Origin of the sequence: Micromonospora sp. DT41, assembly GCF_049841715.1 — a bacterium.
Lineage (GTDB): Bacteria > Actinomycetota > Actinomycetes > Mycobacteriales > Micromonosporaceae > Micromonospora > Micromonospora profundi.
In genome coordinates this window covers 100,993-125,601 of record NZ_JBNCKU010000006.1, presented here as the reverse complement: position 1 = coordinate 125,601, position 24,609 = coordinate 100,993, and the positions used below count along the sequence as shown (strand labels likewise).

The following is a 24,609-nucleotide window of genomic DNA, read 5'->3' as shown; positions in this document are numbered from 1 at the left end:
GTGTGGCCGAGAAGACAGGCACCGGATCGGTCGCCGGCGAAACCGGTTGCCGCCGGTCGGCACGGGTGCGCGAGGATGGGTCACCCGTCCCGAGGAGCGTCGATGGCCACCGACCTGACCGCGCCGCGCACCGCCCGGCCCGACGTCGCGTCGATCCAGCGGCGGACCCTGCGCCTGCTCTTCGGCACCCAGATCATCGGCGGGGTCGGGGTGACCATCGGCATCGCCGTCGGCGCGCTGCTCGCCGCCCGGATCGCCGGCACCGCCGTGGCCGGCATCGCGCAGAGCGCCGGCGTGGTCGGTGCGGCGCTGCTCGCCATCCCGGTCACCCGGATCATGGCCCGGCACGGCCGCCGACCGGGCCTGGTCGTGGCGTACGCGGTCGGTGCCGTCGGCGGCGTGCTCGTGGTGCTGGCGGCGGCCACCCGGTGGGTGCCGTTGCTCTTTCTCGGCATGCTGCTCTTCGGTGGTGGCACCGCCGCGAATTTGCAGGCCCGCTACACGGCGGTGGACCTCGCCGAGCCGGCCCGGCGGGGCCGGCAGCTGTCGGTGATCATCTGGGCCACCACGATCGGCGCGGTGGCCGCCCCGAACTTCGCGGCGCTTGCCGACCGGGTCACCAGCGGCTGGGGGCTGCCGCCGCTGGCCGGCCCGTTCGCGTTCAGCGCGGCGGCGTTCGTGCTGGCTGGCGGCGTACTCCTCGTGTTGCTCCGGCCCGACCCACTGCTCACCGCGCGCCGAATCGCGACCGCCGCACCGACCGCCGCCGCACCGACCGCCGCCGCGCCGACCGCCGCTGCGCCGACCGCCGCTGCGCCGACCGCCGCTGCGCCGACCGCCGCTGCGCCGGCAGCCGCCGTGGTGGCGGAGGCGCCGGCTGCGGGCGGCCAGGTCGGCGGTGGGGCGACGCCGGCCGCCGCGCCGGTCGGGGCGCGCCTGCCGCGCGGTGCCGGGATGCGCGCGGCCTGGTCGGTGGTACGCGGGCAGCCCGCCGCCCGGCTCGGCATCGCCGCCGTGGCGGTGGGTCACCTGGTGATGGTGGCGGTGATGGCGATGACCCCGGTCCGGCTCGGTGAGTCGCATGCCGACGCCGACGTGCTGCGACTGGTCGGCATCGTGCTGAGCCTGCACATCGCGGGCATGTACGCGTTCTCTCCAATCGTGGGCTGGCTCACCGACCGGCTCGGGAGGCGGGCGGTGATCCTCGGCGGGGTCGGGTTGCTGCTGGCCGCCTGCGCGGTCGCCGGCACCGCCGGGCACCACACGCCACGGCTCTCGGTCGGGCTGGTCCTGCTCGGGTTGGGCTGGTCGGGAACGATGGTGGCCGGCTCGACGTTGCTGTCCGAGTCGGTGCCGGCCGGCGTGCGGCCGAGCGTGCAGGGGCTGTCCGACCTGACCATGGGGCTGGCTGGCGCGGGTGCCGCCGTGGCAGCCGGGTTTGTCATGCAGGTGGCCGGTTATCCGGTGCTGACCCTGCTCGCGGCGGTCGCGACAGTGCCCCTGGTAGCGCTAGCGTTGCGCCCGGTGCCGACCGGGGCATCGGACGAGGAGGGTTGATCACGTGCGGCTGACCGACTTCTGGACGCGCTTGGAAGAGGCGTTCGGGCCCGGCTACGCGGCGAGCATCGCCCGCGACCAGGTGCTGTCGCAGCTCGATGGAAGGACCATCGAGCAGGCGTTGGCGTCGGGGGAGCAGACGCATGTGGTGTGGCGGGCAGTCTGCGCCGCGTACCCCGACAGAGTGCCTGCGCGACTACGCTGAGCAGCCTTTTCGTCGCTTCCGCGTGTCGCTTGTCGAGTCGTACACCTGTTCGGCTATTGTCCACAGCGGGGTGCTCGTCCACAGCTCGCGGCCCGTCGGCTGGTTTTCTGTCGGACCCAGCGCCTAGCGTGTCCGCGTGACGCGAAGCTCAGCAAAGACGCCGGCGAAGGCAGGGGTGGCAACCATGGCAGCAGGGCCTGACCGGGAGAAGGCACTAGACCTTGCTCTCGCTCAGATCGACAAGCAATTCGGCAAGGGCTCGGTGATGCGGCTGGGGGAGCGGCCGGTCATCCAGACCGCCGTGATCCCGACCGGCTCCATCGCGCTCGATGTCGCGCTCGGGGTGGGCGGCCTGCCGCGTGGTCGGGTGGTCGAGGTCTACGGTCCGGAGTCCAGCGGTAAGACCACGGTGGCCCTGCACGCGGTGGCGAACGCCCAGCGGGCCGGTGGCATCGCCGCCTTCATCGACGCCGAGCACGCGCTCGACCCGGAGTACGCGAAGGCACTCGGCGTCGACACCGACGCGATGCTGGTCTCCCAGCCGGACACCGGCGAGCAGGCGCTCGAAATCGCGGACATGCTGATCCGCTCCGGCGCCCTGGACATCATCGTGATCGACTCGGTGGCGGCCCTGGTGCCGCGCGCCGAGATCGAAGGTGAGATGGGCGACAGCCACGTGGGTCTCCAGGCCCGGCTGATGAGCCAGGCACTGCGCAAGATCACCGGTGTGCTCAGCAACACCGGCACCACTGCCATCTTCATCAACCAGCTGCGGGAAAAGATCGGCGTGATGTTCGGCAGCCCGGAGACCACCACCGGTGGTCGGGCCTTGAAGTTCTACGCCTCGGTCCGGCTCGACGTGCGACGCATCGAGAGCCTCAAGGACGGCACCGACGTGGTCGGCAACCGCACCCGGGTCAAGGTCGTCAAGAACAAGGTGGCGGCCCCGTTCAAGCAGGCCGAGTTCGACATCATGTACGGCAAGGGCATCTCGCGCGAGGGCTCGCTGATCGATGTCGGCGTGGAGCAGGCGATCATCCGCAAGTCCGGTGCGTGGTACACGTACGACGGCGATCAGCTCGGCCAGGGCAAGGAGAAGGCCCGGGAGTTCATGAAGGAAAACCCGGACGTCGCGGCCGAGATCGAGAAGAAGATCCTGGAGAAGCTCGGCGTCGGTGTCGGCGCGAGTGACGCCGCCGGTGGCCCGGAGTTGCCGCCGGTCGACTTCTGACCGGTCGCTGACCCATGGCAGGACGACGCGCCCGTACGGGGCGGGGCTGGGATGCCAGCCCACCCCGTACGGGCGACGCCGCCGATCCGCCGCGCCCCCGCCGGGGGCGCCGGGCGGCCGAACAGCAGGCGGACGAGCCGGCGACCACACCGCGCGACGAGTCCGAGGTGGCCCGGGAGATCTGCCTGCGCCAGCTCGCCGTCCGGCCTCGCACCCGTGCCGAGCTGGCCGGGGCACTGGCCAAGCGCGGCATCTCCGAGCAGGTGTCGGCCGAGGTGCTCGACCGGTACGACGAGGTCGGCATCATCGACGACGCCGCGTTCGCCCGCGCCTGGGTGTCCAGCCGACACACCGGGCGTGGCCTGGCCCGGCGGGCACTCGCCAATGAGCTGCGCCAGCGGGGCGTCGACGGCGAGGTGGCCACCGAGGCGTTGGGTGAGCTGGACGAGGAGACCGAGGCGGCGACGGCCCGTGCTCTGGTGGACCGCAAGCTGCGTACCGCCCGGGGTGAGCCCGACGCTGTCTTCCGCCGGCTTGTGGGAATGTTGGCTCGCAAGGGCTACCCGCCCGGTGTGGCGATCCGTGCGGTGAAGGACGCGCTGGCCGCGCAGAGCGCCGAGGCTGCCGAGTTCGCCGAGCAGATAGACGCCGACGCGCTCGCCGACGCCGAAGGTGAACTGGACCGCGACAACCGGCCGGTCGAGTGAGCGACGCGAGACGGTCCGGAGGTGTGGCGCGGAATGTTGAAGGCGTGTCTGAACGGCGGACGCAGCCGCGACGACCATCCGGCCGTGCCGGTCACCCCGGCGGAGTTGGCGGCCGACGCGGCCCGCTGCGCGGCGCTCGGCGTCGGGGCCGTGCACGTCCATCCCCGTGACGCCTCCGGCGCCGAGTCGCTGCGTCCCGAGGTGATCGCCGACGCGCTCACCGCGATCCGCGCCGCCCGGCCGGGGTTGGCTGTGGGGGTGAGCACCGGCGCCTGGATCGAACCCGATCCGGCCGACCGGCTGGCCGCCGTCCGGGCCTGGTCGGTGCTGCCCGACTTCGCCTCGGTGAACGCCCACGAGCCGGGTGCCGAGGCGGTCGCCGCCGCCCTGCACGAGCGTGGCGTGCTCGTCGAGGTGGGGCTCTGGACGCTGGACGCGGTGGCGGCGTACCAGGGCTGGCGGGTGCCGGTCGGGCGGATCCTCGTCGAGTGCATGGCCGAGGAGGTGCCGGCGGCGGTGGCCGACGCGGGGCGGATCCTCACCGCGACGGCCGCCGGAGAGGCGACCTCCGCCGCCGGCCCGCCCGTGCTACTGCACGCCGAGGGCCTGGCCACCTGGGCGGTGCTCGCCGAGGCTGTCAACCGTGGCCTGCACACAAGGATCGGGCTGGAGGACACGCTCCTGTTGCCCGACGGTGCCCCGGCGTCGGGCAACGCCGCGCTCGTCACGGCCGCGCTGGCGGCCGGCGCACGCTGACCACCGGATTGCCGGCCAGTTCCGCGCTCACCGGGCTGTGGCGGTGTCGCAAAGTCGGCTCAACGCACGGCGTCGCCCTCGCTGAACAGGCACGACACTCCGGTGGGAGCCGTCGGCTCGCCGAGTTTGTCCCGGCGTATCCGACACCACATCAGCTTTGGGTGACGCTGCAACTTCTCTCCGTTCGGGGGGTTTGATCATGAGTCCTTGACCGGAGTGCCCCCGGAGACCTAGCCTCGCCATACAGGCTCACATTGCCCGACCAGCGCAGGCTAAGCGCACAACATAGATCGCGTAACAGAACAGCATCACTTTGGCCGCCTCCGCGGCCTTTGGCGGCAGTACCGGACTGGCCGGTCCGGCACACCGCGACAACTGCACCCGGTCGCCGACGATGCCCGAGGGCACCGCCGGCGGAGAGAGCTACCCACGGCCAGCCGCTCCGGTCGGGCGTCCACAGCCGCAGGAGTGTGCCTTTGGCACAGTCGCTGCGGTCTTGACGTTCAGGGGAGGCGGCCATGACGGGGCGGCGGCACAGGTTCACCGGTAGACCCAGCGGGGTCCCGGCATGAACGCCCTCGACGTCGTGCTCCTCGCGGCCGTCCTGATCCTCGCCGTGGTGGTGGTCGCGGCGGTGCTGTTCGGCGTCCGGACGCTGCGCCGGATGAGTGCGGCGCCGGCCCCGGAGGATCCCGCGTTCATCGCCGAGAAGGACCGTCAGGAGCAGTCCCTGGCCGCTCTGCGCAATGCTGCGGACCAGGCGAACAGCACGATCGACGTGGCGAAGTCGGCGGCTGCCGCAGCGCGTACCGAGGCGGCGGCGGCGAATGCCGAGGCGAAGGCGGCGCGGGCCGAGGCCCGCCGGATGCTCGACGACGCCCGCGCCGAGGCCGACACGGTGCTGGAACGGGCGCACAAGCAGGCCGAGATCGACGCCGAACAGTTGCGGACGGCAGCCCGCCGCAGTGGCGAACGGGAGGTAGCGGTTCTCGCCGCGACGACCCGGGAGCAGGCCGCGGAGGTGGAGCGCCGGGCAGCCCGCATGGACGAGCGGGAGCGGCTGCACACCGAGGAGGTGGAGCGGTTCGCCGAGCGGGAACGGCAGCTCACCGCGGCGAGCGCCGCGCTCGCGGCCCGGGAGTCGGCTCTCACCCAGCGCGAGGCCGAGCTGGCCGAGTCGGAGGAGCTGCGTCGACGGGAGCTGGAGCGGGTGGCCGGCCTCACCGCCGACGCGGCCCGTCTGGAGCTTGTCGAGGCGATCGAGACGTCCGCCAAGCGGGAGGCGGCGCTGCTGGTGCGCGACATCGAGGCCGACGCCCGCAACACCGCCGAGCAGCGGGCCCGGCACATCGTCGTGGACGCGATCCAGCGGGTGGCCAGCGAGCAGACCGCCGAGAGCGTGGTCAGTGTCCTGCACCTGCCCGGCGACGAGATGAAGGGCCGGATCATCGGCCGGGAGGGCCGCAACATCCGCGCCTTCGAGTCGGTGACCGGGGTCAACCTGATCATCGACGACACCCCGGAGGCGGTGCTGCTGTCCTGCTTCGACCCGGTACGCCGGGAGGTCGGCCGGCTCACCCTGGAGAAGCTGGTGCTGGACGGGCGGATCCACCCGCACCGGATCGAGGAGGTCTACGACCTGGCGCGTCAGGAGGTCGAGGCGCTCTGTCTCCGGGCCGCAGAGGACGCGCTGGTAGAGGTCGGCATCACCGAGATCCACTCGGAGTTGGTGACCCTGCTGGGCCGGCTGCGCTACCGCACGTCGTACGGGCAGAACGTGCTCAAGCACCTTGTCGAGACGGCGCACATCGCCGGCATCATGGCTGCCGAGCTGCGGCTGGACGTGCCCACCATCAAGCGGTCGGCGTTCCTGCACGACATAGGCAAGGCGCTTACCCACGAGGTGGAGGGCAGTCACGCCATCATCGGCGCGGACCTGGCCCGCAAGTACGGCGAGCACGAGGACGTGGTGCACGCCATCGAGGCGCACCACAACGAGGTGCCGCCGCAGACCATCGAGGCCGTGCTCACCCAGGCGTCCGACGCCTGCTCCGGTGGTCGGCCGGGTGCCCGGCGGGAGAGCCTGGAGGCGTACGTCAAGCGGCTGGAGCGGATCGAGGAGATCGCTGCCGGCAAGCTCGGCGTGGACAAGGTCTTCGCCATGCAGGCGGGCCGGGAGATCCGGGTGATGGTCAAGCCGGACGACGTGGACGACATCGGGGCGGCCGTGCTGGCCCGCGATGTGGCCAAGCAGATCGAGGAGGAGCTGACCTATCCGGGTCAGATCCGGGTGACAGTGGTCCGCGAGTCGCGGGTCACCGAGATCGCCCGCTAGCTCCGCAAGGTTCGTCGTCGTACTGGTAGAAGACGTCAGAAGGGCCAGCCCGGAAACCGGGCTGGCCCTTCGTCACTGCCAATGGGTTGTCAGACGCCTCCGCCGGGGGCGCCGCCGTGTCCCTCGGCCTGGGACATCAGTGCCGCGGGCGGCGGGGCCTGTGCCGGGGTGTTCGCGGTCTTGCGTCCCCGGGCGAGCCGGCGCTGGACGTACTGCGCGAGCTTCGACAGCGAGTAGTTGACAGCGATGAAGAGGACGGCGATCACGACGTACACCTGGATGGGGTTCTCCAGGGCGCCGATGATCTGCTTGCCGATGTTCAGGGTCTCCTCGTAGCTGATGATGAAGCCGAGCGAGGTGTCCTTGAGGACGACCACGAGCTGGCTGATCAGCGCCGGCAGCATGATCCGGAACGCCTGCGGCAGGAGGATCATCCGGGTCGACTGGAACGGGGAGAGACCGATCGCGGCTGCGGCCTCGCCCTGCCCGCCGGGCAGACCCTCCATGCCGGAGCGCAGGATCTCGCCGATCACCACCGAGTTGTAGATCGTGAGGCCGATGACCAGATACCACAGGTTGTCGAAGGTGACGCCGAACTCGGGAAAGCCGCGGGCCACGAAGAAGATGGTGATGACGACAGGCAGGCCGCGGAACACTTCGACGCAGACCCGGGTGATCGCCGACAGCAGCCGGCTCAGGCCGCGCAGCAGGTACGACAGTGGGGTGGCGAGCCCGGTGAACTTGCGGCTGGTCAGGCTCTTGAGCTGGATCCGCAGCAGCGCCAGCAGCGTGCCGACGACGAGCGAGGCAACGATGGCAAGCGCCGCCGCCATCAGGGTGTTCTTGAAGCCGATGCCGATCCGCTCCCACACGAGGGAGAAGTTCTCGTTGGAGGGGTCGATCAGTGGACCCCACAGCTCCATCGAGAACTGCCCCTTCTCGTCCAGGGGGCGGTAGATCAGGAAGTACGCCCCGACGAGGAGGGCCAGCCCGGCGACGACGCTGCTGATGAGTGTGACCCGCCGCTGCCGGGGCCCGGGAACGTCGTAGAGGACGCTTGTCTGCTGACTCATCGGGCCACCGCCTGTCGCTTCTCGATCCGGTCCAGCAGGGTGCCGAGCGGCACGGTCATGATCAGGTAACCGACCGAGATGCCGATGGCCACCGGGATGAAGGCGTAGCCTTCGGCGCCGGTGAGCTGGTCGGCGGTCGCCGACAGGTCGCCGACGACACCGAAGAAGCCGGCAAGCGCCGAGTTCTTGATCATCGCGATGATCACGGAGCCGAGCGGCACCACCGAGGCCTGCCAGGACTGCGGCAGCACCACGTAGCGCAGGTTCTGCCCGAAGGTCAGGCCCAGCGACCGCGCGGCCTCCGCCTGGCCGGCGGGCACCGCGTTGACCCCGGACCGCAGCGCCTCGCAGACGAACGCGGCGGTGTAGAGCACCAGGGCGATCAACGCGAACCGGAAGTACGGCAGGTCGGTGCCGAGCCGGGTGAACAGCGAGTCGATCACCGGGATGCGGAGGAAGTCCGCGTTGGAGCCGAGCGCCGGCAGACCGAAGGCGGCGAAGAACATCACCACGGTCAGCGGCAGGTTACGGAAGATGTTCACGTAGGTGGTGCCGACCGCGCGCAACGGCGGCACCGGAGAGATGCGGAGCACCGCCACGATGGCGCCCAGGATGAGGGCGCCGATCGCGGCGAGTAAGCAGATCTGGAGGGTGAGCCAGAAACCACCCGCAAAGACGTCGAACTTGTCGATGAGCACGTTCACGGGTCGGTGTTCCTCCCCACCCTCCAGATCGAAGGAATCAGTAGCGGTTGATGGTGGGCGCGGAGCCCAGCTCGGCGCCGAACTTGCCGGCGGTGTCGTCCCAGGCCTTCTTCCAGCTACCGTCGGCGACAGCCTTGTCCAGCGTGTCGTTGATGAAGCTGCGGAAGTCGTTGTCTTCCTTCTTCACACCGATGCCGTACGGCTCCTTGGTGAAGTTGGGGCCGGCCAGCTTGAAGGACGCCTCGTCCTTGGCGATGTAGCCGAGCAGGATGACGTTGTCAGTGGTCACGGCGTCGACCTGGCCGCCCTTGAGGGCGTCGCGGCACTTGTCGTAGGTGTCGAAGAGCACCAGCTGCGAGCCGACGTCCTTGACGTACTTCTTGATCTCCTCGGCCGGGGTGGAGCCGGTGACCGAGCAGACCTTCTTGGTGCCGTCCTTGAAGGAGTCCGGGCCGGTGATCGCGGCGTCGTCCTTCTTGACCATGATGTTCTGGCCGGCCTCGTAGTACGGGCCTGCGAAGGCGATGCGCTCCTTGCGCTTGTCGTTGATCGTGTAGGTCGCGGCGACCAGGTCGACGGTGCCGTTGACGATCACGTCCTCGCGGACCTTCGAGGGGGCCTCGACCCACTCGATCTTGTCGTCGGAGATGCCGAGCTCCTTGGCGATGATCTTGGCGATCTCGACGTCGAAGCCCTCCGGCTTGCCCGACAGGCCCTTCTGGCCGAAGCCGGGCTGGTCGAACTTGGTGCCGATCTTGATCTTCTGGGCCTTGTTCAGCTTCTCCATGGTGCTGCCGGCTGCGAAGGACTTGCTGCCGGAGCCGGTGCCCTCCGCGTCGTCGTCGCCACCGCAAGCGGTGAGGCCGAGCGCCAGAGCGGCGACAGCGGCGATTGCCGCAACGCGCTTGATACGCATATTTTTCTCCTTCATCAACGGAGCTCACCGGGGGGCGGCGCGCTCCAACTACGGACGCCTAGTGCGTGAGGATCTTGGAGAGGAAGTCCTTGGCCCGCTCGCTGCGCGGGTTGGCGAAGAATTCCGCTGGCGGGGCGTCCTCGACCAGCTGCCCGTCGGCCATGAAGATGACCCGGTTCGCGGCGTGCCGGGCGAAGCCCATCTCGTGGGTGACCACGACCATCGTCATGCCGTCGCTTGCCAGTGAGGTCATGACGTCGAGCACCTCACCGACCATCTCCGGGTCCAGGGCGCTTGTCGGCTCGTCGAAGAGCATCGCCTTGGGCTGCATGGCCAGGGCCCGGGCGATTGCCACCCGCTGCTGCTGGCCACCGGAGAGCTGGGCCGGGAACTTGTCCGCCTGGTTGGCGATGCCGACCCGGTCGAGCAGGGCCAGGCCGCGCTCGCGGGCGACTGCCGGCTTCTCCTTGCGGACCTTGACCGGGCCGAGCGTGACGTTCTCGAGGATGGTCTTGTGGGCGAAGAGGTTGAAGGACTGGAAGACCATGCCCACTTCGCTGCGGAGCTTCGCAAGCGGCTTGCCCTCGGCAGGCAGCGGCTGGCCGTCGAAAGTGATGGTGCCGGAGTTGATCGGTTCAAGTCGGTTGATGGTGCGGCACAGCGTCGACTTGCCGGAGCCGGACGGGCCGATCACCACGACCACCTCGCCCCGACCCACCGACAGCGAGACGTCGTCCAGCACGTGCAGCGGTCCGAACCACTTGTTGACCGCGTCCAGCACGATGAGCGGTTCGCCCGTCGTCACGTCGTCCACCGTCCCTGTCGTCTCCCAAAGCGGGGGCCGGATGGCCCCTGGTTGGGGCAACTGTAGGCGGCGTGACGTGGCGGAATGCAACTCGGTTGGTCACGGAGCGGTAACACCGTTGCCGCTCGCAGCCCGGCGTCCAATTTCGGTCAGCGGCAGCGGCGGTGGTGGCAGCACCAAAGAGTAGCCGAGATCATAGGAAGATGAGCGAATCGGTGAGGCTGACCCGCTATGCCCGCGGTGGGGGATGCGCCTGCAAGATCCCCCCGGGCGAACTGGAGATCATGGTTGCGGGTCTCGGCCCGGCCACCGGCACCGCCGAGCTGCTTGTCGGCCTCGACCACGGCGACGACGCGGCGGTGGTCCGCCTGGACGAGCGGACCGGCCTGGTCAGCACCGCCGACTTCTTCACCCCGGTCGTCGACGACGCCTACGACTGGGGGCGCATCGCCGCCGCCAACGCGCTCTCCGACGTGTACGCGATGGGCGGCGTCCCGCTTGTCGCGCTCAACCTGCTCTGCTGGCCGCGCGACGTGCTGCCGCTGGAGCTGGCCCGGGAGGTGCTGCGCGGTGGTCAGGACGTGGCCCGGGAGGCCGGCTGCCACCTGGCCGGCGGGCACAGCGTTGACGACGACGGCCCGAAGTACGGCCTCGCGGTCACCGGCACTGTGCGTCCTGAGGAGCTGATCACACTCGACGCTGGCCGGGCCGGGGTGCCGCTGTCGCTGACCAAGCCGCTGGGCGTGGGTGTGCTAAACACCCGGCACAAGGCCACCGGCGAGAGCTTCCCGGAGGCGGTGGCCACGATGAGCGCGCTCAACCGGGACGCCGCCCGGGCCGCGGTCGCCGCCGGCATCCGCTGCGGCACCGACGTGACCGGGTTCGGTCTGCTCGGGCACGCCTCGAAGATGGCCCGCGCCAGCCGGCTCACTGTGGCCATCGACACGGCCCGGGTGCCGTATCTGGCTGGCGCACGGGAGGCGCTGCGCGACGGGTACGTCAGTGGCGGCACCCGCCGCAACCTGGACTGGGTCACCCCGTGGACCGATTTCGGCGCGGCCGGCGAGGACGAGCGTCTGTTGCTTGCCGACGCCCAGACCTCCGGTGGTCTGCTCGTCGCCGGTGAGCTGCCGGGCGCCCCGGTGGTGGGTGAGTTGCTGCCCCGCGGTGAGCACCTGGTCGTCCTGCGCTGACGGTTACCGGTGGCTTCCCGCAGCCGGCGGCGGGCCGTCGACACGCTGCTCCGGTGGTGCCAACGGGGCACCATACCCGATAAACTGTCATCTTCTGGCTACTCCGAGCAATGCTGCTCAGGGAAATTTTGCCCGGAATGGTCACAGACCGGTAACTTGCCCCCGGCTGAGGTCATATGCCCCCCACCATCGTCAGTAAGGCCCGATCCGGAGGCCGGTGGGACGAACGCAGCGAGGAGGCGGAATGACCGAGCTGTGGAACTGGAGAATCGACCGGGCACGACCCGTGGAGGTCTACCCGGCACTGGCCGAGGCGCTCGGTCGGGTAGTGATGCCGCTGGCCGTGGCCGATCCGGCCCGGCTGCCGGCGTACGCGGTGGTGTGCGACGTCTGGCAGGCGCCGGGCGAGTTCGCGACGGTGGTGGATTGCTACGGGGTGCCCGAGCAGCTCGCCGAGCACCCGAGCATCGCCGCACTCGCTCGAGTACTGGGGCGCAACTGCCTGCTGCGCGACGACACGCTCGACGCGGGGCGACACCTGCTCGTCACCCCGGACGGCACGGTCCGTCCGGTGCACTTCGACGTGCGGGACACCGACGACGGCGAGGTGCTCAGCCGGCAGCGGCTGTGCACCCTCGGCGACCCGGGCTGCCGGGGCTGGTCGCAGTGTCACCGGTCGCGCTGGGCGCCCGACACTGTCGCGCCGGCACTCGCCGCGGCCTGACCCAGACGCACGGCAGCGCAGATCCGCCGCCCTCGGGAGCGGGGCGGTTCCGCCGCGACAAGCGGTGGGCGCCAGCCGCATCCGCGCGCTGGTGCCCAACCGCATCGCTTCGCCGGTGGTCAGCCGCGACCGGCGGTGGCCGGTTCGTCGGCTGCGCGCCCCGACGCGCCGCCCCGGACCACCAACTGGTCGAGCAGGGTGCGGGTGGCCTCGGTGACGGCGGCCACCGCGGCGTCGAACGCGGCGGCGTTGTGCGCGGCGGGCGCCCGGAAGCCAGAAATCTTCCGGACGTACTGCAACGCCGCCGCCTCGATGTCCGCGTCGGTCACCTGCGGGGTGAACGGCTCACGCAACGTCTTGATGCTCCGACACATGCTGTGCTCCTTAGCCGTCGACGCCCTTTTGCCACCCCTTGTGCCGGCGGTTGTACCGACGGTGACATTGGGTCGATAGTTGTCTATCCTGGGCTCGGATCAGAGCCTTTCGAGCCATGTCGCCGCTCGCGCTCCCAGCGCCCCGGGCCCCCGGAGACTCATTGTGGACCACGCCCCCGCCCGCCCGCCCCGTCCCGACATCGTCGACCTCACGCGCTGCCTGCAAATCCCGCTGGAGCTGATCGTCATCGAGCACGCCGATCTGATCGAGGCGGTCCGAAAGCGTGTCGTTCCGAGTGAGTCCGCGACGTCCGGCACTGTGGCCGTCGCTGCCTTCAACTCCTCCATCTGAGCGATGGCCTGCCGGTGCGGTCTGGCCGTAACGGGCGGATCATGCCGGCGGATCAGTCAGTTTGTGCTGAAGGTTCACAGTCGGTGCGACCTCAGCTGCGACCACTGCTACGTCTATCGGCACGCCGACCAGAGCTGGCGGAGCCGACCGGTCCGGATCTCACCGGCCACGGTGCGGGTCGCCGCGCGGCGGATCGCCGAGCACGCTCGCGAGCACGGGCTGCCGGTCGTACGCGTGGTGTTGCACGGAGGTGAGCCGTTGCTGCTGGGTGCCGCCGGGCTGCGCGAGGTGTTGGCCGTCCTGCGTGCGGCCATCACACCGGCCACATCGCTCGACCTGCGTATGCAGACCAACGGCGTCCTGCTCGACGAGGAGTTGTGCCAGCTGCTTGTCGACTACGACGTGCAGGTCGGTGTGTCATTCGACGGCGACCGCGCCGCCAACGACCGGCACCGCGTCTTCGCCCACGGCGGCAGCAGCCATGACCACGTTCGGCGGGCTCTCGCGTTGCTCCGCCGGCCGGAGCACCGCACCAGCTATGCCGGCATCCTGTGCACTGTCGATGTCCGCAACGACCCCGACCGGGTCTACGAGGCTCTCCTGTCCGAACGCCCGCCCCGAGTCGATCTGTTGCTGCCACACGCCACCTGGGACCGCCCTCCAGATCGGCTCGGGCTCGGGCCGACTCCGTACGCCGACTGGCTGGGCCGGATCCACCGGCGGTGGGTGGACGACGGACGGCCCATGTCCATCCGGCTGTTCGAGGCGCTGCGGTCGGGTGGTGGTGGCACCGAGGCGTTGGGCCTCGCGCCGGCCGACGTGCTGGTGATCGAGGCGGACGGCAGTTGGGAGCAGGCCGACTCGCTGAAGGTCGCATACCCCGGCGCTGCCGGCACCGGCTTCGACGTGTTCGGCCACTCCGTTGATGAGGCCGCCGGGCACCCCGGAATCGCCATCCGGCAGGAGGGCGTGGACGGGCTCTGCGCCACCTGTCAGGTCTGCCCGGTGGTCGACCGGTGCGGCGGCGGCCTGTACGCCCATCGCTGGCGCACCGGCTCCGGGTTCGACAACCCCTCGGTGTACTGCGCCGACCTGCTCCGCCTCATCGACATGGTTGACGGGTACCCGCAGCCCTCCCCACTCGCGTCGGACCAGGGGTCCGCGGCGCCTGTCGATGAGATCCTCGACGATCTGGCTACCGGGCACGGGTCGACGACGACGCTTGCGCTGCTCGCCGCCACGCAGCTTTCCATCACACGGACGCTGTTGGCGGATTGCCGCCGCACGGCCGGTCCCACTGCCGCCTGGGAGTTGCTCGTTCACCTGGAGCAGACGGCGCCGGAAGTGGTCCGGGTCGTCCTGGAACACCCCTTCGTCCGGCCCAGGCTGGTGCGTTACCTCGACTCGGTGGCCCGGTCGGGCGTCAGCGCGGCTGTCGACCCGTTGCCCGCCCTCGCCGTCGCAGTGGCCATCCGGGCAGGCGTTCCGGCCGCGCTGGACGTTCCGGTGCGGGCGAATGCGATCGCGTTGCCCACGCTAGGCAGCCTGGTGTCGTCCGGGCTGGGGGCGAGCGCCCACGTGACCGTCGTGCCGGGTGGGTTCCGGGTCCGGAGCGGGACGACGGAGCTGACGGTGCTCCTCGACCCGGTCGAACCGTCGGCCGGCTGGCGACCGGTGCGCGACGTGCCGGTCTCCGCCGGCCGGCTGCTCGTCGAGGACGGCGACCCGTACCGGGACTGCTACGACCAGCCGGTGGCGCCGCGCCTGGCGGACGCGGCGCTACGGGCGTTGAGTCGTACCTTGGGCGAGGCGTGGCGCGTCGCGTACCGGGACGTGCCGGCGCACGCGGCGGCGCTCGACGGCGGTCTGCGCGCCGTTGTGCCGTTGGCACCCGACCCGACGAATCCCTCCCGGAGCGCGACCGCCCGGCGCGCGTTCGGCGCGGTCGCCGTCACCCCCGATCTGGCTCCGGAGGCGATGGCGGTGCTGCTCGTGCACGAGTGGCAGCACGCGAAGCTCGGTGCCGTGCTCGACCTCTACGACCTCGTCAAACCAGGGCAGGGCACCCTGATCCGAGTGCCCTGGCGCACCGACCTACGGCCACCCGAGGGCGTGATCCAGGGGGTCTACGCCCACCTCGCCGTCAGCCAGGTGTGGCGGTCCCGGGCAGCCACCGACCAGGGGGACGCGTGGGCGCACGCCGCTCGTTACCTGGCGTGGACCCGGGAGGGCGCCGACGCGTTGCTGGCCAGTCGGGCACTCACCGCGGCGGGTGAGCGGTTCGTCGGGCAGATGCGCCACACCCTCAAGGAGACCCGTGTCGGGTCCGGATGAGTCGATTCGGCCTGCGCTGGGTCGCCCTGACCTCGCCGACGATCTGCGGGCGCTGGGCGTCCGCCCGGGCATGTGCCTCCTGGTGCACTGCAGCCTCAGAATGGTGGGTTGGCTCGATGAGGGTGCCGCGACTCTCGCCGGAGCTTTGCGCGACGTCCTCGGTTCCACCGGCACGCTGCTGGTTCCCACGCAGACATCCGGGAACTCGACCACGTCCTCGGCCTACCTGGAGGCCACCGCCGGAATGGACCGGGCGGAGGTCGACGAGTACGAGAAGGCGCTGCCAGGCTGGGATCGCCAGGAAACGGCCTCCCAGCGGATGGGCGTGCTCGCCGAGTACGTCCGGCGTTCCCCCGGCGCCGTGCGCAGCGATCATCCACAGACCTCGTTCGCCGCGCTCGGCCCGGGGGCCCGGCAGCTCACCGACGGTCACGACCTCACCTGCCACCTGGGTGAACGCTCACCGATGGGGCGGCTCTACGCGGCGGACGGGCAGATCCTGCTCCTCGGCGTCGGCTACGAGGCGTGCAGCGCCATGCATCTGGCCGAGTACCGGCTTCCGGTGCCTCCGCCCGAGCGCGACTACCGCTGTTTCCGGCGGGTCAACGGCCACCGGGTCCGTCTCAATTTCCGCGCTCTCCACCTGGACGACAGCGACTTTCCGGAGGTGGGTGCGGCGCTCGACGACGCGCCGTTCGTCGTGCATGGTCGCGTCGGTCAGGCGCACGCACGCCTGCTGCCAGCTCGTGCCACTGTGGACTTCGCGGTCGGCTGGCTCGCCGCGAATCGGTTGGCAGTGCGACATTGACGCGCGGTCTAGGCTGATGGTCCGGCCGCGTGGGGAGGGCGGAGGGGCAGTGGTGAGCACACTCGGCGCGCCTCTCTTCTTTCTCAGTCATTCCAGGGCACGGGTTAGCTGGGCCACCGGCAAACCCCCCGATTACGTCTCCCGGCTCTTCGAGGACCTCTCCGTCCACGTCAGCGAGTTGGTCGGCCCGGTGACCGGGGTGGATCCCGGTTTCCTGGACAGTTCCATCGCGGGCGGGGAGCTCTGGAACCCGGAACTCCTCCAGGCCGCAGGCACCTGTCAGGTGTTCGTGCCGCTGGTGTCCAGCGCTCTGCTCAGCAGCGAGTGGTGCGGTCGGGAATGGGACGCGTTCTCCCGCCGCCGGATCGTTCCGCGACACAGTTCCGCATCCGCCCACGAGACGGCGATCGTGCCGGTCACCTGGTCCCCGACGAACGGCACGCCACTTCCTCGGGTGCTGCGCGACATCCAACGGTTCTCCCCGACCGCCATGCCGGATCCCGCCATCGCGGAGCGCTACCAGCGGAATGGGGTCTATGGCTTGCTGACCATGGGGTGGGAGCCCGAGTACCGGGCCGTGGTCTGGAGGCTCGCGCAGCGGATTGTCGCCATCCACCGGTCGTACCTGGTGGAACCCTGGGTGCCGGCGAGCGTGGACGAGCTGTCCAACCGGTTCGCCGAGGAGCCCGGATGAGCCCCCCGGCGGACGGGCGTCGGCCCACGGCACGAGGGACGTACTTCTTCCTCAGCTATGCCCACTCGGCGCCCGTGCGCGGTGCCCGGGCGGACGCCGACGTCTGGGTCGGCCAGTTCTTCTCCGACCTGGCCGACGAGGTGCGGCGCCATGCCCGCCCGGCGGCAGGCATGAGGATCGGCTTCTTCGACCAACACATCCCGGTGGGCGCCGACTGGAAGGCGGCGCTCGCCGAGGCACTCGGTGAAGTCGAGGTCTTCGTCCCGCTCTACTCGCCCGGCTACTTCAGTCGCCCCTGGGCGCTGGGCGAGCAGGAGTCGTTTCGGGCCCGACTGGCCGCCGTCACGTCGACGAACACCGCTGGTCATCTCGTCCCGGTGCTGTGGATCCCGTTCGACCCGTGGCAGACCCACCCGGAGCTGGACAGCGCCCTGGACCTCGGCCGGGACGTCCCGGGGTACGCGGAGGACGGGCTGCGCGCGTTCTGCATGCTGTCCTCCTACCGGGAGCGGTACGAGCTTCTGCTGAACCGTCTGGCCGGTCGGATCGTGCACGCCGCCGAGCGGCAGCCGCTGGGCCCCTCCCGAGTGCCGGGCCTCGGCGAGGTGGTCGCCCCGACGCCGACCGATCCGGATTTCATCGTCGCCGTCCTGGCCCCGAGCTGGGACCGCCTGCCGACCCACCGTGACCCCGCCGGCTACGCGGCCAGCGGGCGGCTGTGGCGGCCGTACGGCCGCCGTCAGGAGCTGCCCGCCGCCGAGTACGCGGCCAGTATCGCCGAGCGTCTGGGGCTGTCGGCCCGGACGGAGGACTTCGGGCAGGCTGCTGGGTTGCTCGATCGCCGGCCGGCGGTGCTGTTGATCGACCCATGGATCCTGGCGGCGCCGGACGGGCGCGCGGTTCTCACCCGCTCGCTGAATGGCCTGCCGGAATGGGTCGTTCCACTGGTGGTCACCGACGAGAACGACACCCAGGACGTCACCCGGTGGGCGACCGAGGTGAAGCAACTGCTCCAGGGCGGCGGCCTGTCGCAGGTGAAACACGCACGCAGCATGCAGGAGTTCGTCGATCTGATGCCGGCGCTGGTCACCGAGGCGCGCCGGCACTTCCTCAAGCACGGCCCGATGGTTCCATTCGAATCACCGTCGAAACCGATCCCGAGCCTGCGTGACCCCGAGGCGCCCGCCGTCCCGACCGACCTCGCGCCCCCGCCTGATGATCCGGCCCCGCCGCGTCCCCACGGAGAAGACCGATGAACAACGATCGCGAAGGTCAGGTCGTCACCTTCTACTCGTTCAAGGGAGGGACGGGCCGAACGATGGCCCTGGCAAACGTTGCCTGGATCCTCGCGGCCAGCGGCCGGCGTGTGCTCGTCGCCGACTGGGACCTTGAGTCGCCCGGTCTGCACCGCTTCTTCCATCCGTTCCTCGACGCCGAGGCGATCCAGGGCACCAGCGGCGTGATCGACATGATCCGCGACTACGAATGGGAGACCACCCGGGCCGGCGACCGGCCCGAAGGCTGGGTGGAGCGGTACGCCCAGGTCGGGCGGCACGCGTTCTCGCTGCGCTGGAACTTCCCGGACGGCGGCAGCCTCGACTTTCTCTCCGCCGGCCGGCAGAACAGCGATTACGCCGTCGCGGTAAGCGGACTGGACTGGGACAACTTCTACAATCGGCTCGGCGGGGCGCAGTTCTTCGAGGCGCTGCGGGCGGACATGAAGCGCCAGTACGACTTCACCCTGATCGACAGCCGGACGGGGTTGAGCGACGTCGCCGACATCTGCACCCTGCACCTGCCGGACATCCTGGTCGACTGTTTCACCTTCAGCGACCAGGGCATCGAAGGTGCGGCCCGGGTCGCGCACTCGGTGGGGAGCCGGTACCGGCGGCGCGACATCCGGGTCCTACCGGTCCCGATGCGGGTCGACCAGGCCGAGAAGGAGCGGGCCGAAGCGGGTCGCCTCCTGGCCATGCGCCGGTTCGCCGGGTTGCCGGCAGCCATGACGGAGGCGGAGCGCCGGCGGTACTGGGCGGCGGTCGAGGTTCCGTACCGGCCCTTCTACGCGTACGAGGAGACACTGGCGACCTTCGGCGATCCGCCCGGCTCTCCGACGTCGCTGCTGGCCGCGTTCGAGACCCTGACCGGGGTCCTCACTGACGGCGCGATCACCGCGCTGCCGATGATGGACGAGTCGGTGCGGGAGCGGGTCAAGGCACGCTTCCGTCGGCGTACCGAGGCGATCGATGACCAGATCGTGCTGCGCTGTGCCGCAGAGGACGCGATCTGGGCCGAATGGCTGGAGCGGGTACTCAGCTCGGCCGGGTTGCGGGTGGTGGAGGCAACTGACGCCGCCGAGTCCGCCGCGACACCTGCTCCGCGTACGCTGACTGTGGTCTCCCCGGCCTACGTGGCAACGCCGTCCGACGATCTGCCCGCCCGTGACACCAGTCCCGGGTCCGCCGCCCTGGCCGTGTACGTCGCCGATCTGCGCCCGCTGACGGAGTTCCCGGCCCAGAGTTCCACCAACCTGGTGAACGTGAGCGCCGCGACAGCTGTGGAGCGAGTGTTGCGGCTGGTAGGCCGACCGATGCCCGCTTCGGTGGATGGTCCCGCGGGCGGGGGTGCCCGCTATCCCGGGACCGAGCCGCTGATCTTCAACGCGCCCAACCGGAACGCCCGTTTCACCGGCCGGGAGGACGACCTGGCACGGCTGCGCCTGCAACTGCAGAGCGTCGGCAGCGCGGTGGTACTGCCGGTCGCCCTACAGGGTATGGGTGGCGTCGGTAAGACCCAGGTGGCACTGGAGTACGTACACCGGTTCAAGGCCGCCTACGACCTGGTCTGGTGGATCGTCGCGGACCCGCCGCAGTTCGTCGACACGGCCCTGGCCGACCTGGCCGGTCACCTCGGAGTCCTCGCCGGACCCACCCTGCCCGACACTGTGCGGTCGGTGTTGCAGGTGCTGAGCAGAGGTGAGCCGTACGAGCGGTGGCTCGTCGTGCTCGACAACGCCGAGGAACTCGACCAGATCGAGCCGTTCCTGCCACGGGGCCCCGGGCACGTCCTGCTGACCTCCCGTAACCGTGCCTGGGGTGATCGGGCGAACCCGATCCAGGTGGACGTCTTCGACCGCTCCGAGAGCGTCCAGCACCTCACCCAGCGGGTGCCCGCGATCAGCGTCGAAGACGCCGACCGGGTGGCTGAGGCCCTCGGTGACCTTCCGATCGCGGTCGCCGCGGCGGGTGCGTGGCTCGCCGACACCGGTACGCCCGTCGCGGACTACCTGCGGCAGATCGAGCGGCACGGCCCGAGCGCGCTCTCCGTGGAGGCCACCTGGGACCTGTCGCTGAACCGGCTGCTCGACCAGGCACCCGCCGCCTACCGGCTACTTCAGCTCTGCTCGGTGCTGGCCCCGGAGATCGCGCTCGAACTCATCTACAGCGACGAAATGGCGGCAGCCCTCGTGCCGTTCGACCCGTCGGTGTCGGAGCGGCTCGTGCGCGGCGCCCTGGTGCAGCAGATCAATCGGTTGGCGCTGCTCAAGCTCGACGTGCAGGGTGGTCGGGTCCAGGTGCACAGGCTCCTACAGGCGGTGGTGCGCGATCGGATGACCGGCGACGAGAAAACCGAAGCCCGGCACCAGGCGCACCTGGTACTTGCCGCCTCTCGTCCACGGGGCGACGTGGACGATCCGACCACCTGGCCCCGGCTGCGCATGCTGTGGCCGCACCTGCAGGTTTCCGAGGCGCTGACCTGCCCCGATGAATCGGTGTGTGAGCTGCTGATCGACCGGGTTCGCTATCTGTGGCAGCGCGGCGGTCTGGTCCAGGCCGACACAATCAGCCGGCGAGTGGACGACATCTGGAGTGCGCGGCTGCGCGACAGCCCGGATGAGGCGGGGGCGCTCGCCCGGCATCTGCTGCATCTTCGCTTCAACCGGGCGAACATCCTGCGCAGCCTGGGCCGCTTCGACGAGGCACGCAATCTCGACGAGGCGGTGCTGGAGGAGCAACGTCACCTGCTGGGCCCGGAACACCCGCACAGCCTGATGACCGCCGGCAGCCTCGGCGGTGACCTGCGGGCGCTCGGCCGCTACGCCGAGGCGTTGGAGCGGGACAAAACCACGTACGCCTCCTGGCTGCACGTGTTCGGTGAGGACCACCCGCGGACGTTGAGCGCCGCCAACAACCTCGCCGTCTCCTACCGGCTGGTGGGCGATTACCATTCGGCCCGCCAGTGGGACGACGAGGTGCACAATCGGCGACGGCTGGTGCTCGGCCCCACCAATCCGTACACCCTCGTCTCCGCTGTCCGCCTGGGCAGCGACCTGCGCGAGGCCGGGGAGTACGAAAAGTCGGCCACCCTGCTGCGCACCGTGTACGACTCGTACTGCGAGGTGCTTGGGCCCGACGACGGAAGAAGCATCACTGCCCAGGTCAACCTGGCGGTGTCGCTGCGCAGCGCCGGTCGGGCGAGCGACGCGGCACCCATGTTCGAGGCGGCGTACCGGAAGCTCGACGACCTCTTCGGAATCGACAACCCGGACACTGTGGCGTGCCGGTCCAGCCGCGCGGCGAACATGCTGGCCCTCGGCGACGCCGCCCGGGCGTTCAGCGAGATGACAGCGGTGGCCCGAGCGTACGAGGAGCAGCTCCGGCTCGGCCCGAGCCACCCGCACACCTTGGCAACGCTGAGTAACTCCTCTGCCGCTGAGCGGGCGCTTGGCCGTGGAACGGAGGCGCTCGCATCGGCTGCCCGGGCGGCCGGCGAGTTGCGCAAGGTGCTGGGTCCCGACCATCCGCACACGCTGGCGGCGGAGGTGAACCAGGCGGTGTACCTCGCCGAGGCTGGTGACTGGGAGTCGGCGCGGGATCGATTGCGGGAGACCGCCGGTCGGCTGGCCGCGACTATCGGACCGGATCACCCCGACACACTGCGGTGCCTTGGTGATCTCGCGATGATGGTTGAGCGGACCGGCGACGGCGCTCCCGGAGAGGACCTCGTCGCCGTGGTGGACCGGTTGGCCGACCTGATCGGCCCCGAGCATCCGACGGTGGACACCCTGCGTGAACGGCGGTTCGTTGTCCGGGTGATCGATCCGGACACGATCTGACAGAGGGCGGCCCGGCAGGTGGCCGGTCCGCCCTGCTTACCGTGCTGCCTCTGGGTCAGAGCCGCGGGCTGGTCGCGAGGTCCGGTGTTGCCAGCCAGGTCAGGGTCTGCGGCAGGATCTCCACCGCACCGAAATGCGCGGCGCCCGGCTGCACCTCGACCCGGGCACGTGGGATCCGGGACGCGAGCCAGTGGGAGTGTTCCACCGGGCTGAAGCGGTCCTGCTCGCCATGCCAGAGCAGGACCTCCGCCCGGATGGCCCGCAGGTCGAACCCCCACGCCCGCCGTATCGCCAGCACGTCGTCGATCCAGCCCTCGGGGCCGTGTCGCAGCGCTTCGGAATACATGTCGGTCAGCAGCCGGCGGATCGCGATGTCCTCGACGACCCGGATGTCCGCCTCGGGTAACTGAGGGCGGAGGAACTCCAGGAGCGTCATCGGATCCCGGCGGGCTTCGTCCGCCCGGACCTTCAGGTTGAGCGTGAGTTCGGTCAGGTCCTCGTCGGCCCGCCCGAAATCCTCCACGTTCGTCTCGGCCATCCCCGCGTACCAGTCCAGGTCAGGTGCGCCGGCCGGGGCGAGCCCCACCAGAACGGCGGCCCGGGTGACGCGGTCCGGCAGGAGCGCCGCGCACGCAAGCGCGTGTGGTCCGCCGCCGGATCGGCCCACCACAGCGAACCGCTCGACGCCGAGGTCGTCGGCGATCGCAGCCACGTCGGCTGCGGCGTCGGCCACCCGCCGGCCCTCGTGCCGATCGGAGTCGCCGTAGCCGGGCCGGTCGTAGCAGACGAGGTGCACGCCGAGGCGGTAGACGACGATTCCCCGGGGCCGGGGACCGCTACGACTGCCCGGCGTGCCATGCAGCAGGAAAACCACTGGTCCGTCCGGAGCGCCGGAGGTCTCCACCGCGAGGTCCCGCCCGTCCGGGGTGGTGACGGTGCGCTGTGCCGCACCTTGTCGCGTCACGGTTGGCCTCCCGCGGGTCGTCATGTGCTCCCCCCCCGTGTACGGAGCCGCGCATCGTCGGCACCGAGTGCAAAGCCCCCGAAATCGCCCAGAACACATTCTTGTGTGCAGCGTACTGCCCGCCGCGGATGCCCGCTATGGGCCCACCGGGTCAATGCGTCGCCGTGCCCGAAGAGAGGGCCGCTACCCTGGTAGCCCGAGGGGAAAGGGGCGCCAACAGGGTGGCTAGGACCTACAACGTCGTCACGTACGGCTGCCAGATGAACGTGCACGACTCCGAGCGCATCTCCGGCCTGCTCGAACAGGCCGGTTACGTGCGTGCGCCCCAAGCCGACGACACGCCAGACGTCGTCGTCTTCAACACCTGCGCGGTGCGGGAGAACGCCGACAACCGCCTCTACGGCAACCTCGGTCATCTGCGCCCCGTGAAGGACAAGCACCCCGGCATGCAGATCGCCGTCGGTGGCTGCCTGGCCCAGAAGGACCGGGGCGAGATCGTCCGCAAGGCGCCCTGGGTGGACGTCGTGTTCGGCACCCACAACATCGGGTCTCTGCCGGTGCTGCTGGAGCGGGCCCGGCACAACGCCGCCGCCGAGGTGGAGATCCTCGAATCCCTCGACATCTTCCCCTCCACGCTGCCCACGCGCCGCGAGTCGACGTACGCCGGCTGGGTTTCGATTTCGGTGGGCTGCAACAACACCTGCACGTTCTGCATCGTGCCCTCTCTGCGCGGCAAGGAGAAGGACCGCCGCCCCGGCGACATCCTCTCCGAGGTACGTGCCTTGGTCGACGAGGGCGTGCTGGAGGTGACACTGCTCGGGCAGAACGTCAACTCCTACGGCGTCGAGTTCGGCGACCGGTACGCCTTCGGCAAGCTGCTGCGCGCCTGCGGCGACATCGACGGGCTGGAGCGGGTCCGGTTCACCAGCCCGCACCCGAAGGATTTCACCGACGACGTGATCGCGGCGATGGCCGAGACGCCGAACGTCTGCCACTCGCTGCACATGCCGTTGCAGTCCGGCTCCGACGACGTGCTGCGCGCGATGCGCCGGTCGTACCGCTCGGAGCGCTACCTGGGGATCATCGAGAAGGTCCGGGAGGCGATGCCGGACGCGGCGATCACCACCGACATCATCGTCGGGTTCCCGGGCGAGACCGAGGCCGACTTCCAGCGCACCCTGGACGTGGTGCGTGAGGCCCGGTTCTCGTCGGCCTTCACCTTCCAGTATTCGAAGCGCCCCGGCACCCCCGCCGCCACGATGGACGGCCAACTGCCCAAGCAGGTGGTGCAGGAGCGCTACGAGCGGCTGATCGCCACAGTGGAAGAGATCACCTGGGCGGAGAACAAGCGCCTGGTGGGGGAGACCGTCGAGGTGCTCGTCGCGGTCGGCGAGGGTCGCAAGGACGAGCGGACGGGTCGGATGTCCGGTCGGGCGCGCGACGGTCGGCTCGTGCACTTCGCGACCGAAGCTCCCGGCGGGGAGTCGCTCGCCGGCCAGATCCGGCCGGGGGACATCGTGCACACCACGATCACGTACGCCGCGCCGCACCACCTCAACGCTGACGGAGCGCCGGTGGCGCACCGGCGGACCCGGGCCGGCGACGCCGCCGAGGCGGGACGCTCCCCGCGTACCCCCGGGGTGTTGCTCGGCCTGCCGACGCTCGGCGCACCGCCGGTCGCGCCCGCGCCCGCCGCAGGCTGCGCCGCCCACTAGTGCAAGGAAGGGCCCCCTATTAACGTCAGGCGTTAATAGGGGGCCC

General features: G+C 70.4%; 21 protein-coding genes. 15 read left to right on the top strand and 6 right to left on the bottom strand.

The genetic code is table 11. From position 1 onward, the window contains the following. The first annotated feature begins 102 nt into the window (after nucleotides 1-102). From ACLQ23_RS13480 to rny, 6 genes are all read left to right on the top strand, one after another. Nucleotides 103-1,557 carry an MFS transporter gene (locus ACLQ23_RS13480; RefSeq protein ID WP_355596983.1) on the top strand — a complete coding sequence of 485 codons (1,455 nt, stop codon included), beginning with the start codon at nucleotides 103-105 and terminating at the stop codon, nucleotides 1,555-1,557. Nucleotides 1,558-1,561: 4 nt separating this feature from the next. Next, a complete protein-coding gene (locus ACLQ23_RS13475; RefSeq protein ID WP_355596981.1) occupies nucleotides 1,562-1,762 on the top strand; it encodes a DUF3046 domain-containing protein in 201 nt (66 codons plus the stop codon). 184 nt (nucleotides 1,763-1,946) lie between these two features. Further along, nucleotides 1,947-2,993: a recombinase RecA gene (recA, locus tag ACLQ23_RS13470; RefSeq protein WP_355596979.1), complete on the top strand. Its 1,047-nt coding sequence runs from the start codon at nucleotides 1,947-1,949 to the stop codon at nucleotides 2,991-2,993. A gap of 14 nt (nucleotides 2,994-3,007) precedes the next feature. Beyond that, nucleotides 3,008-3,700: a regulatory protein RecX gene (locus ACLQ23_RS13465; protein ID WP_355596977.1), complete on the top strand. Its 693-nt coding sequence runs from the start codon at nucleotides 3,008-3,010 to the stop codon at nucleotides 3,698-3,700. A gap of 33 nt (nucleotides 3,701-3,733) precedes the next feature. Next, nucleotides 3,734-4,456 (top strand): 3-keto-5-aminohexanoate cleavage protein, encoded by a 723-nt coding sequence (locus ACLQ23_RS13460; protein WP_425880705.1) that lies wholly within the window; start codon nucleotides 3,734-3,736, stop codon nucleotides 4,454-4,456. Between the two features lie 568 nt (nucleotides 4,457-5,024). Continuing rightward, nucleotides 5,025-6,791 (top strand): ribonuclease Y, encoded by a 1,767-nt coding sequence (gene rny, locus ACLQ23_RS13455; protein WP_355596973.1) that lies wholly within the window; start codon nucleotides 5,025-5,027, stop codon nucleotides 6,789-6,791. An 89-nt stretch (nucleotides 6,792-6,880) separates the two neighbouring features. Here rny and ACLQ23_RS13450 read toward each other — a convergent pair whose 3' ends face one another. Genes ACLQ23_RS13450 through ACLQ23_RS13435 form a run of 4 tightly spaced genes read right to left on the bottom strand, consistent with a single transcriptional unit; the run spans nucleotide 6,881 to nucleotide 10,298 of the window. After that, the gene (locus ACLQ23_RS13450; protein ID WP_355596971.1) at nucleotides 6,881-7,864 is read right to left on the bottom strand and encodes an amino acid ABC transporter permease; all 984 of its coding nucleotides are present in this window, start codon (nucleotides 7,862-7,864) and stop codon (nucleotides 6,881-6,883) included. Then, a complete protein-coding gene (locus ACLQ23_RS13445) occupies nucleotides 7,861-8,568 on the bottom strand; it encodes an amino acid ABC transporter permease (protein ID WP_355596969.1) in 708 nt (235 codons plus the stop codon). The genes ACLQ23_RS13450 and ACLQ23_RS13445 overlap by 4 nt, the downstream gene beginning before the upstream one ends. 37 nt (nucleotides 8,569-8,605) lie before the next feature. Next, on the bottom strand, nucleotides 8,606-9,484 hold the full coding sequence (locus tag ACLQ23_RS13440) for a glutamate ABC transporter substrate-binding protein (RefSeq protein WP_167945395.1): 879 nt from the start codon (nucleotides 9,482-9,484) through the stop codon (nucleotides 8,606-8,608). A gap of 58 nt (nucleotides 9,485-9,542) precedes the next feature. Continuing rightward, a complete protein-coding gene (locus ACLQ23_RS13435; RefSeq protein ID WP_355596967.1) occupies nucleotides 9,543-10,298 on the bottom strand; it encodes an amino acid ABC transporter ATP-binding protein in 756 nt (251 codons plus the stop codon). A 194-nt stretch (nucleotides 10,299-10,492) separates the two neighbouring features. Between ACLQ23_RS13435 and selD the strand changes: the two genes are divergently transcribed. Then, nucleotides 10,493-11,482, top strand: coding sequence for a selenide, water dikinase SelD (selD, locus tag ACLQ23_RS13430; protein ID WP_355596965.1), 990 nt, complete (start codon nucleotides 10,493-10,495; stop codon nucleotides 11,480-11,482). 244 nt (nucleotides 11,483-11,726) lie between these two features. Further along, nucleotides 11,727-12,206 (top strand): hypothetical protein, encoded by a 480-nt coding sequence (locus ACLQ23_RS13425; protein ID WP_355596963.1) that lies wholly within the window; start codon nucleotides 11,727-11,729, stop codon nucleotides 12,204-12,206. A gap of 119 nt (nucleotides 12,207-12,325) precedes the next feature. Here ACLQ23_RS13425 and ACLQ23_RS13420 read toward each other — a convergent pair whose 3' ends face one another. Then, nucleotides 12,326-12,580: a DUF2277 family protein gene (locus ACLQ23_RS13420; RefSeq protein WP_355596961.1), complete on the bottom strand. Its 255-nt coding sequence runs from the start codon at nucleotides 12,578-12,580 to the stop codon at nucleotides 12,326-12,328. A 163-nt stretch (nucleotides 12,581-12,743) separates the two neighbouring features. Between ACLQ23_RS13420 and ACLQ23_RS13415 the strand changes: the two genes are divergently transcribed. The 6 genes from ACLQ23_RS13415 to fxsT all read left to right on the top strand — a co-directional run bounded on the left by ACLQ23_RS13415 (nucleotide 12,744) and on the right by fxsT (nucleotide 21,884). After that, on the top strand, nucleotides 12,744-12,932 hold the full coding sequence (locus ACLQ23_RS13415; protein WP_355596959.1) for a hypothetical protein: 189 nt from the start codon (nucleotides 12,744-12,746) through the stop codon (nucleotides 12,930-12,932). Nucleotides 12,933-12,995: 63 nt separating this feature from the next. Next, the gene (locus ACLQ23_RS13410) at nucleotides 12,996-15,266 is read left to right on the top strand and encodes an FxsB family cyclophane-forming radical SAM/SPASM peptide maturase (protein ID WP_355596957.1); all 2,271 of its coding nucleotides are present in this window, start codon (nucleotides 12,996-12,998) and stop codon (nucleotides 15,264-15,266) included. Further along, complete coding sequence (locus ACLQ23_RS13405) at nucleotides 15,250-16,074, top strand: aminoglycoside N(3)-acetyltransferase (protein ID WP_355596955.1); 825 nt, start codon at nucleotides 15,250-15,252, stop codon at nucleotides 16,072-16,074. Before ACLQ23_RS13410 ends, ACLQ23_RS13405 begins: the two co-directional genes overlap by 17 nt. A 52-nt stretch (nucleotides 16,075-16,126) precedes the next feature. Next, a complete protein-coding gene (locus ACLQ23_RS13400; protein ID WP_355596953.1) occupies nucleotides 16,127-16,768 on the top strand; it encodes a TIR-like protein FxsC in 642 nt (213 codons plus the stop codon). Next, entirely contained in the window at nucleotides 16,765-18,024 is a 1,260-nt protein-coding gene (locus ACLQ23_RS13395; protein WP_355596951.1) for a TIR-like protein FxsC, read from the top strand. Before ACLQ23_RS13400 ends, ACLQ23_RS13395 begins: the two co-directional genes overlap by 4 nt. Next, a complete protein-coding gene (gene fxsT, locus ACLQ23_RS13390; protein WP_355596949.1) occupies nucleotides 18,021-21,884 on the top strand; it encodes an FxSxx-COOH system tetratricopeptide repeat protein in 3,864 nt (1,287 codons plus the stop codon). The genes ACLQ23_RS13395 and fxsT overlap by 4 nt, the downstream gene beginning before the upstream one ends. A gap of 55 nt (nucleotides 21,885-21,939) precedes the next feature. Here fxsT and ACLQ23_RS13385 read toward each other — a convergent pair whose 3' ends face one another. Then, nucleotides 21,940-22,848: an alpha/beta fold hydrolase gene (locus ACLQ23_RS13385; protein WP_355596947.1), complete on the bottom strand. Its 909-nt coding sequence runs from the start codon at nucleotides 22,846-22,848 to the stop codon at nucleotides 21,940-21,942. A 221-nt stretch (nucleotides 22,849-23,069) separates the two neighbouring features. Between ACLQ23_RS13385 and miaB the strand changes: the two genes are divergently transcribed. Then, complete coding sequence (gene miaB, locus ACLQ23_RS13380) at nucleotides 23,070-24,563, top strand: tRNA (N6-isopentenyl adenosine(37)-C2)-methylthiotransferase MiaB (RefSeq protein ID WP_355596945.1); 1,494 nt, start codon at nucleotides 23,070-23,072, stop codon at nucleotides 24,561-24,563. The last annotated feature ends 46 nt before the right edge of the window (nucleotides 24,564-24,609 follow it).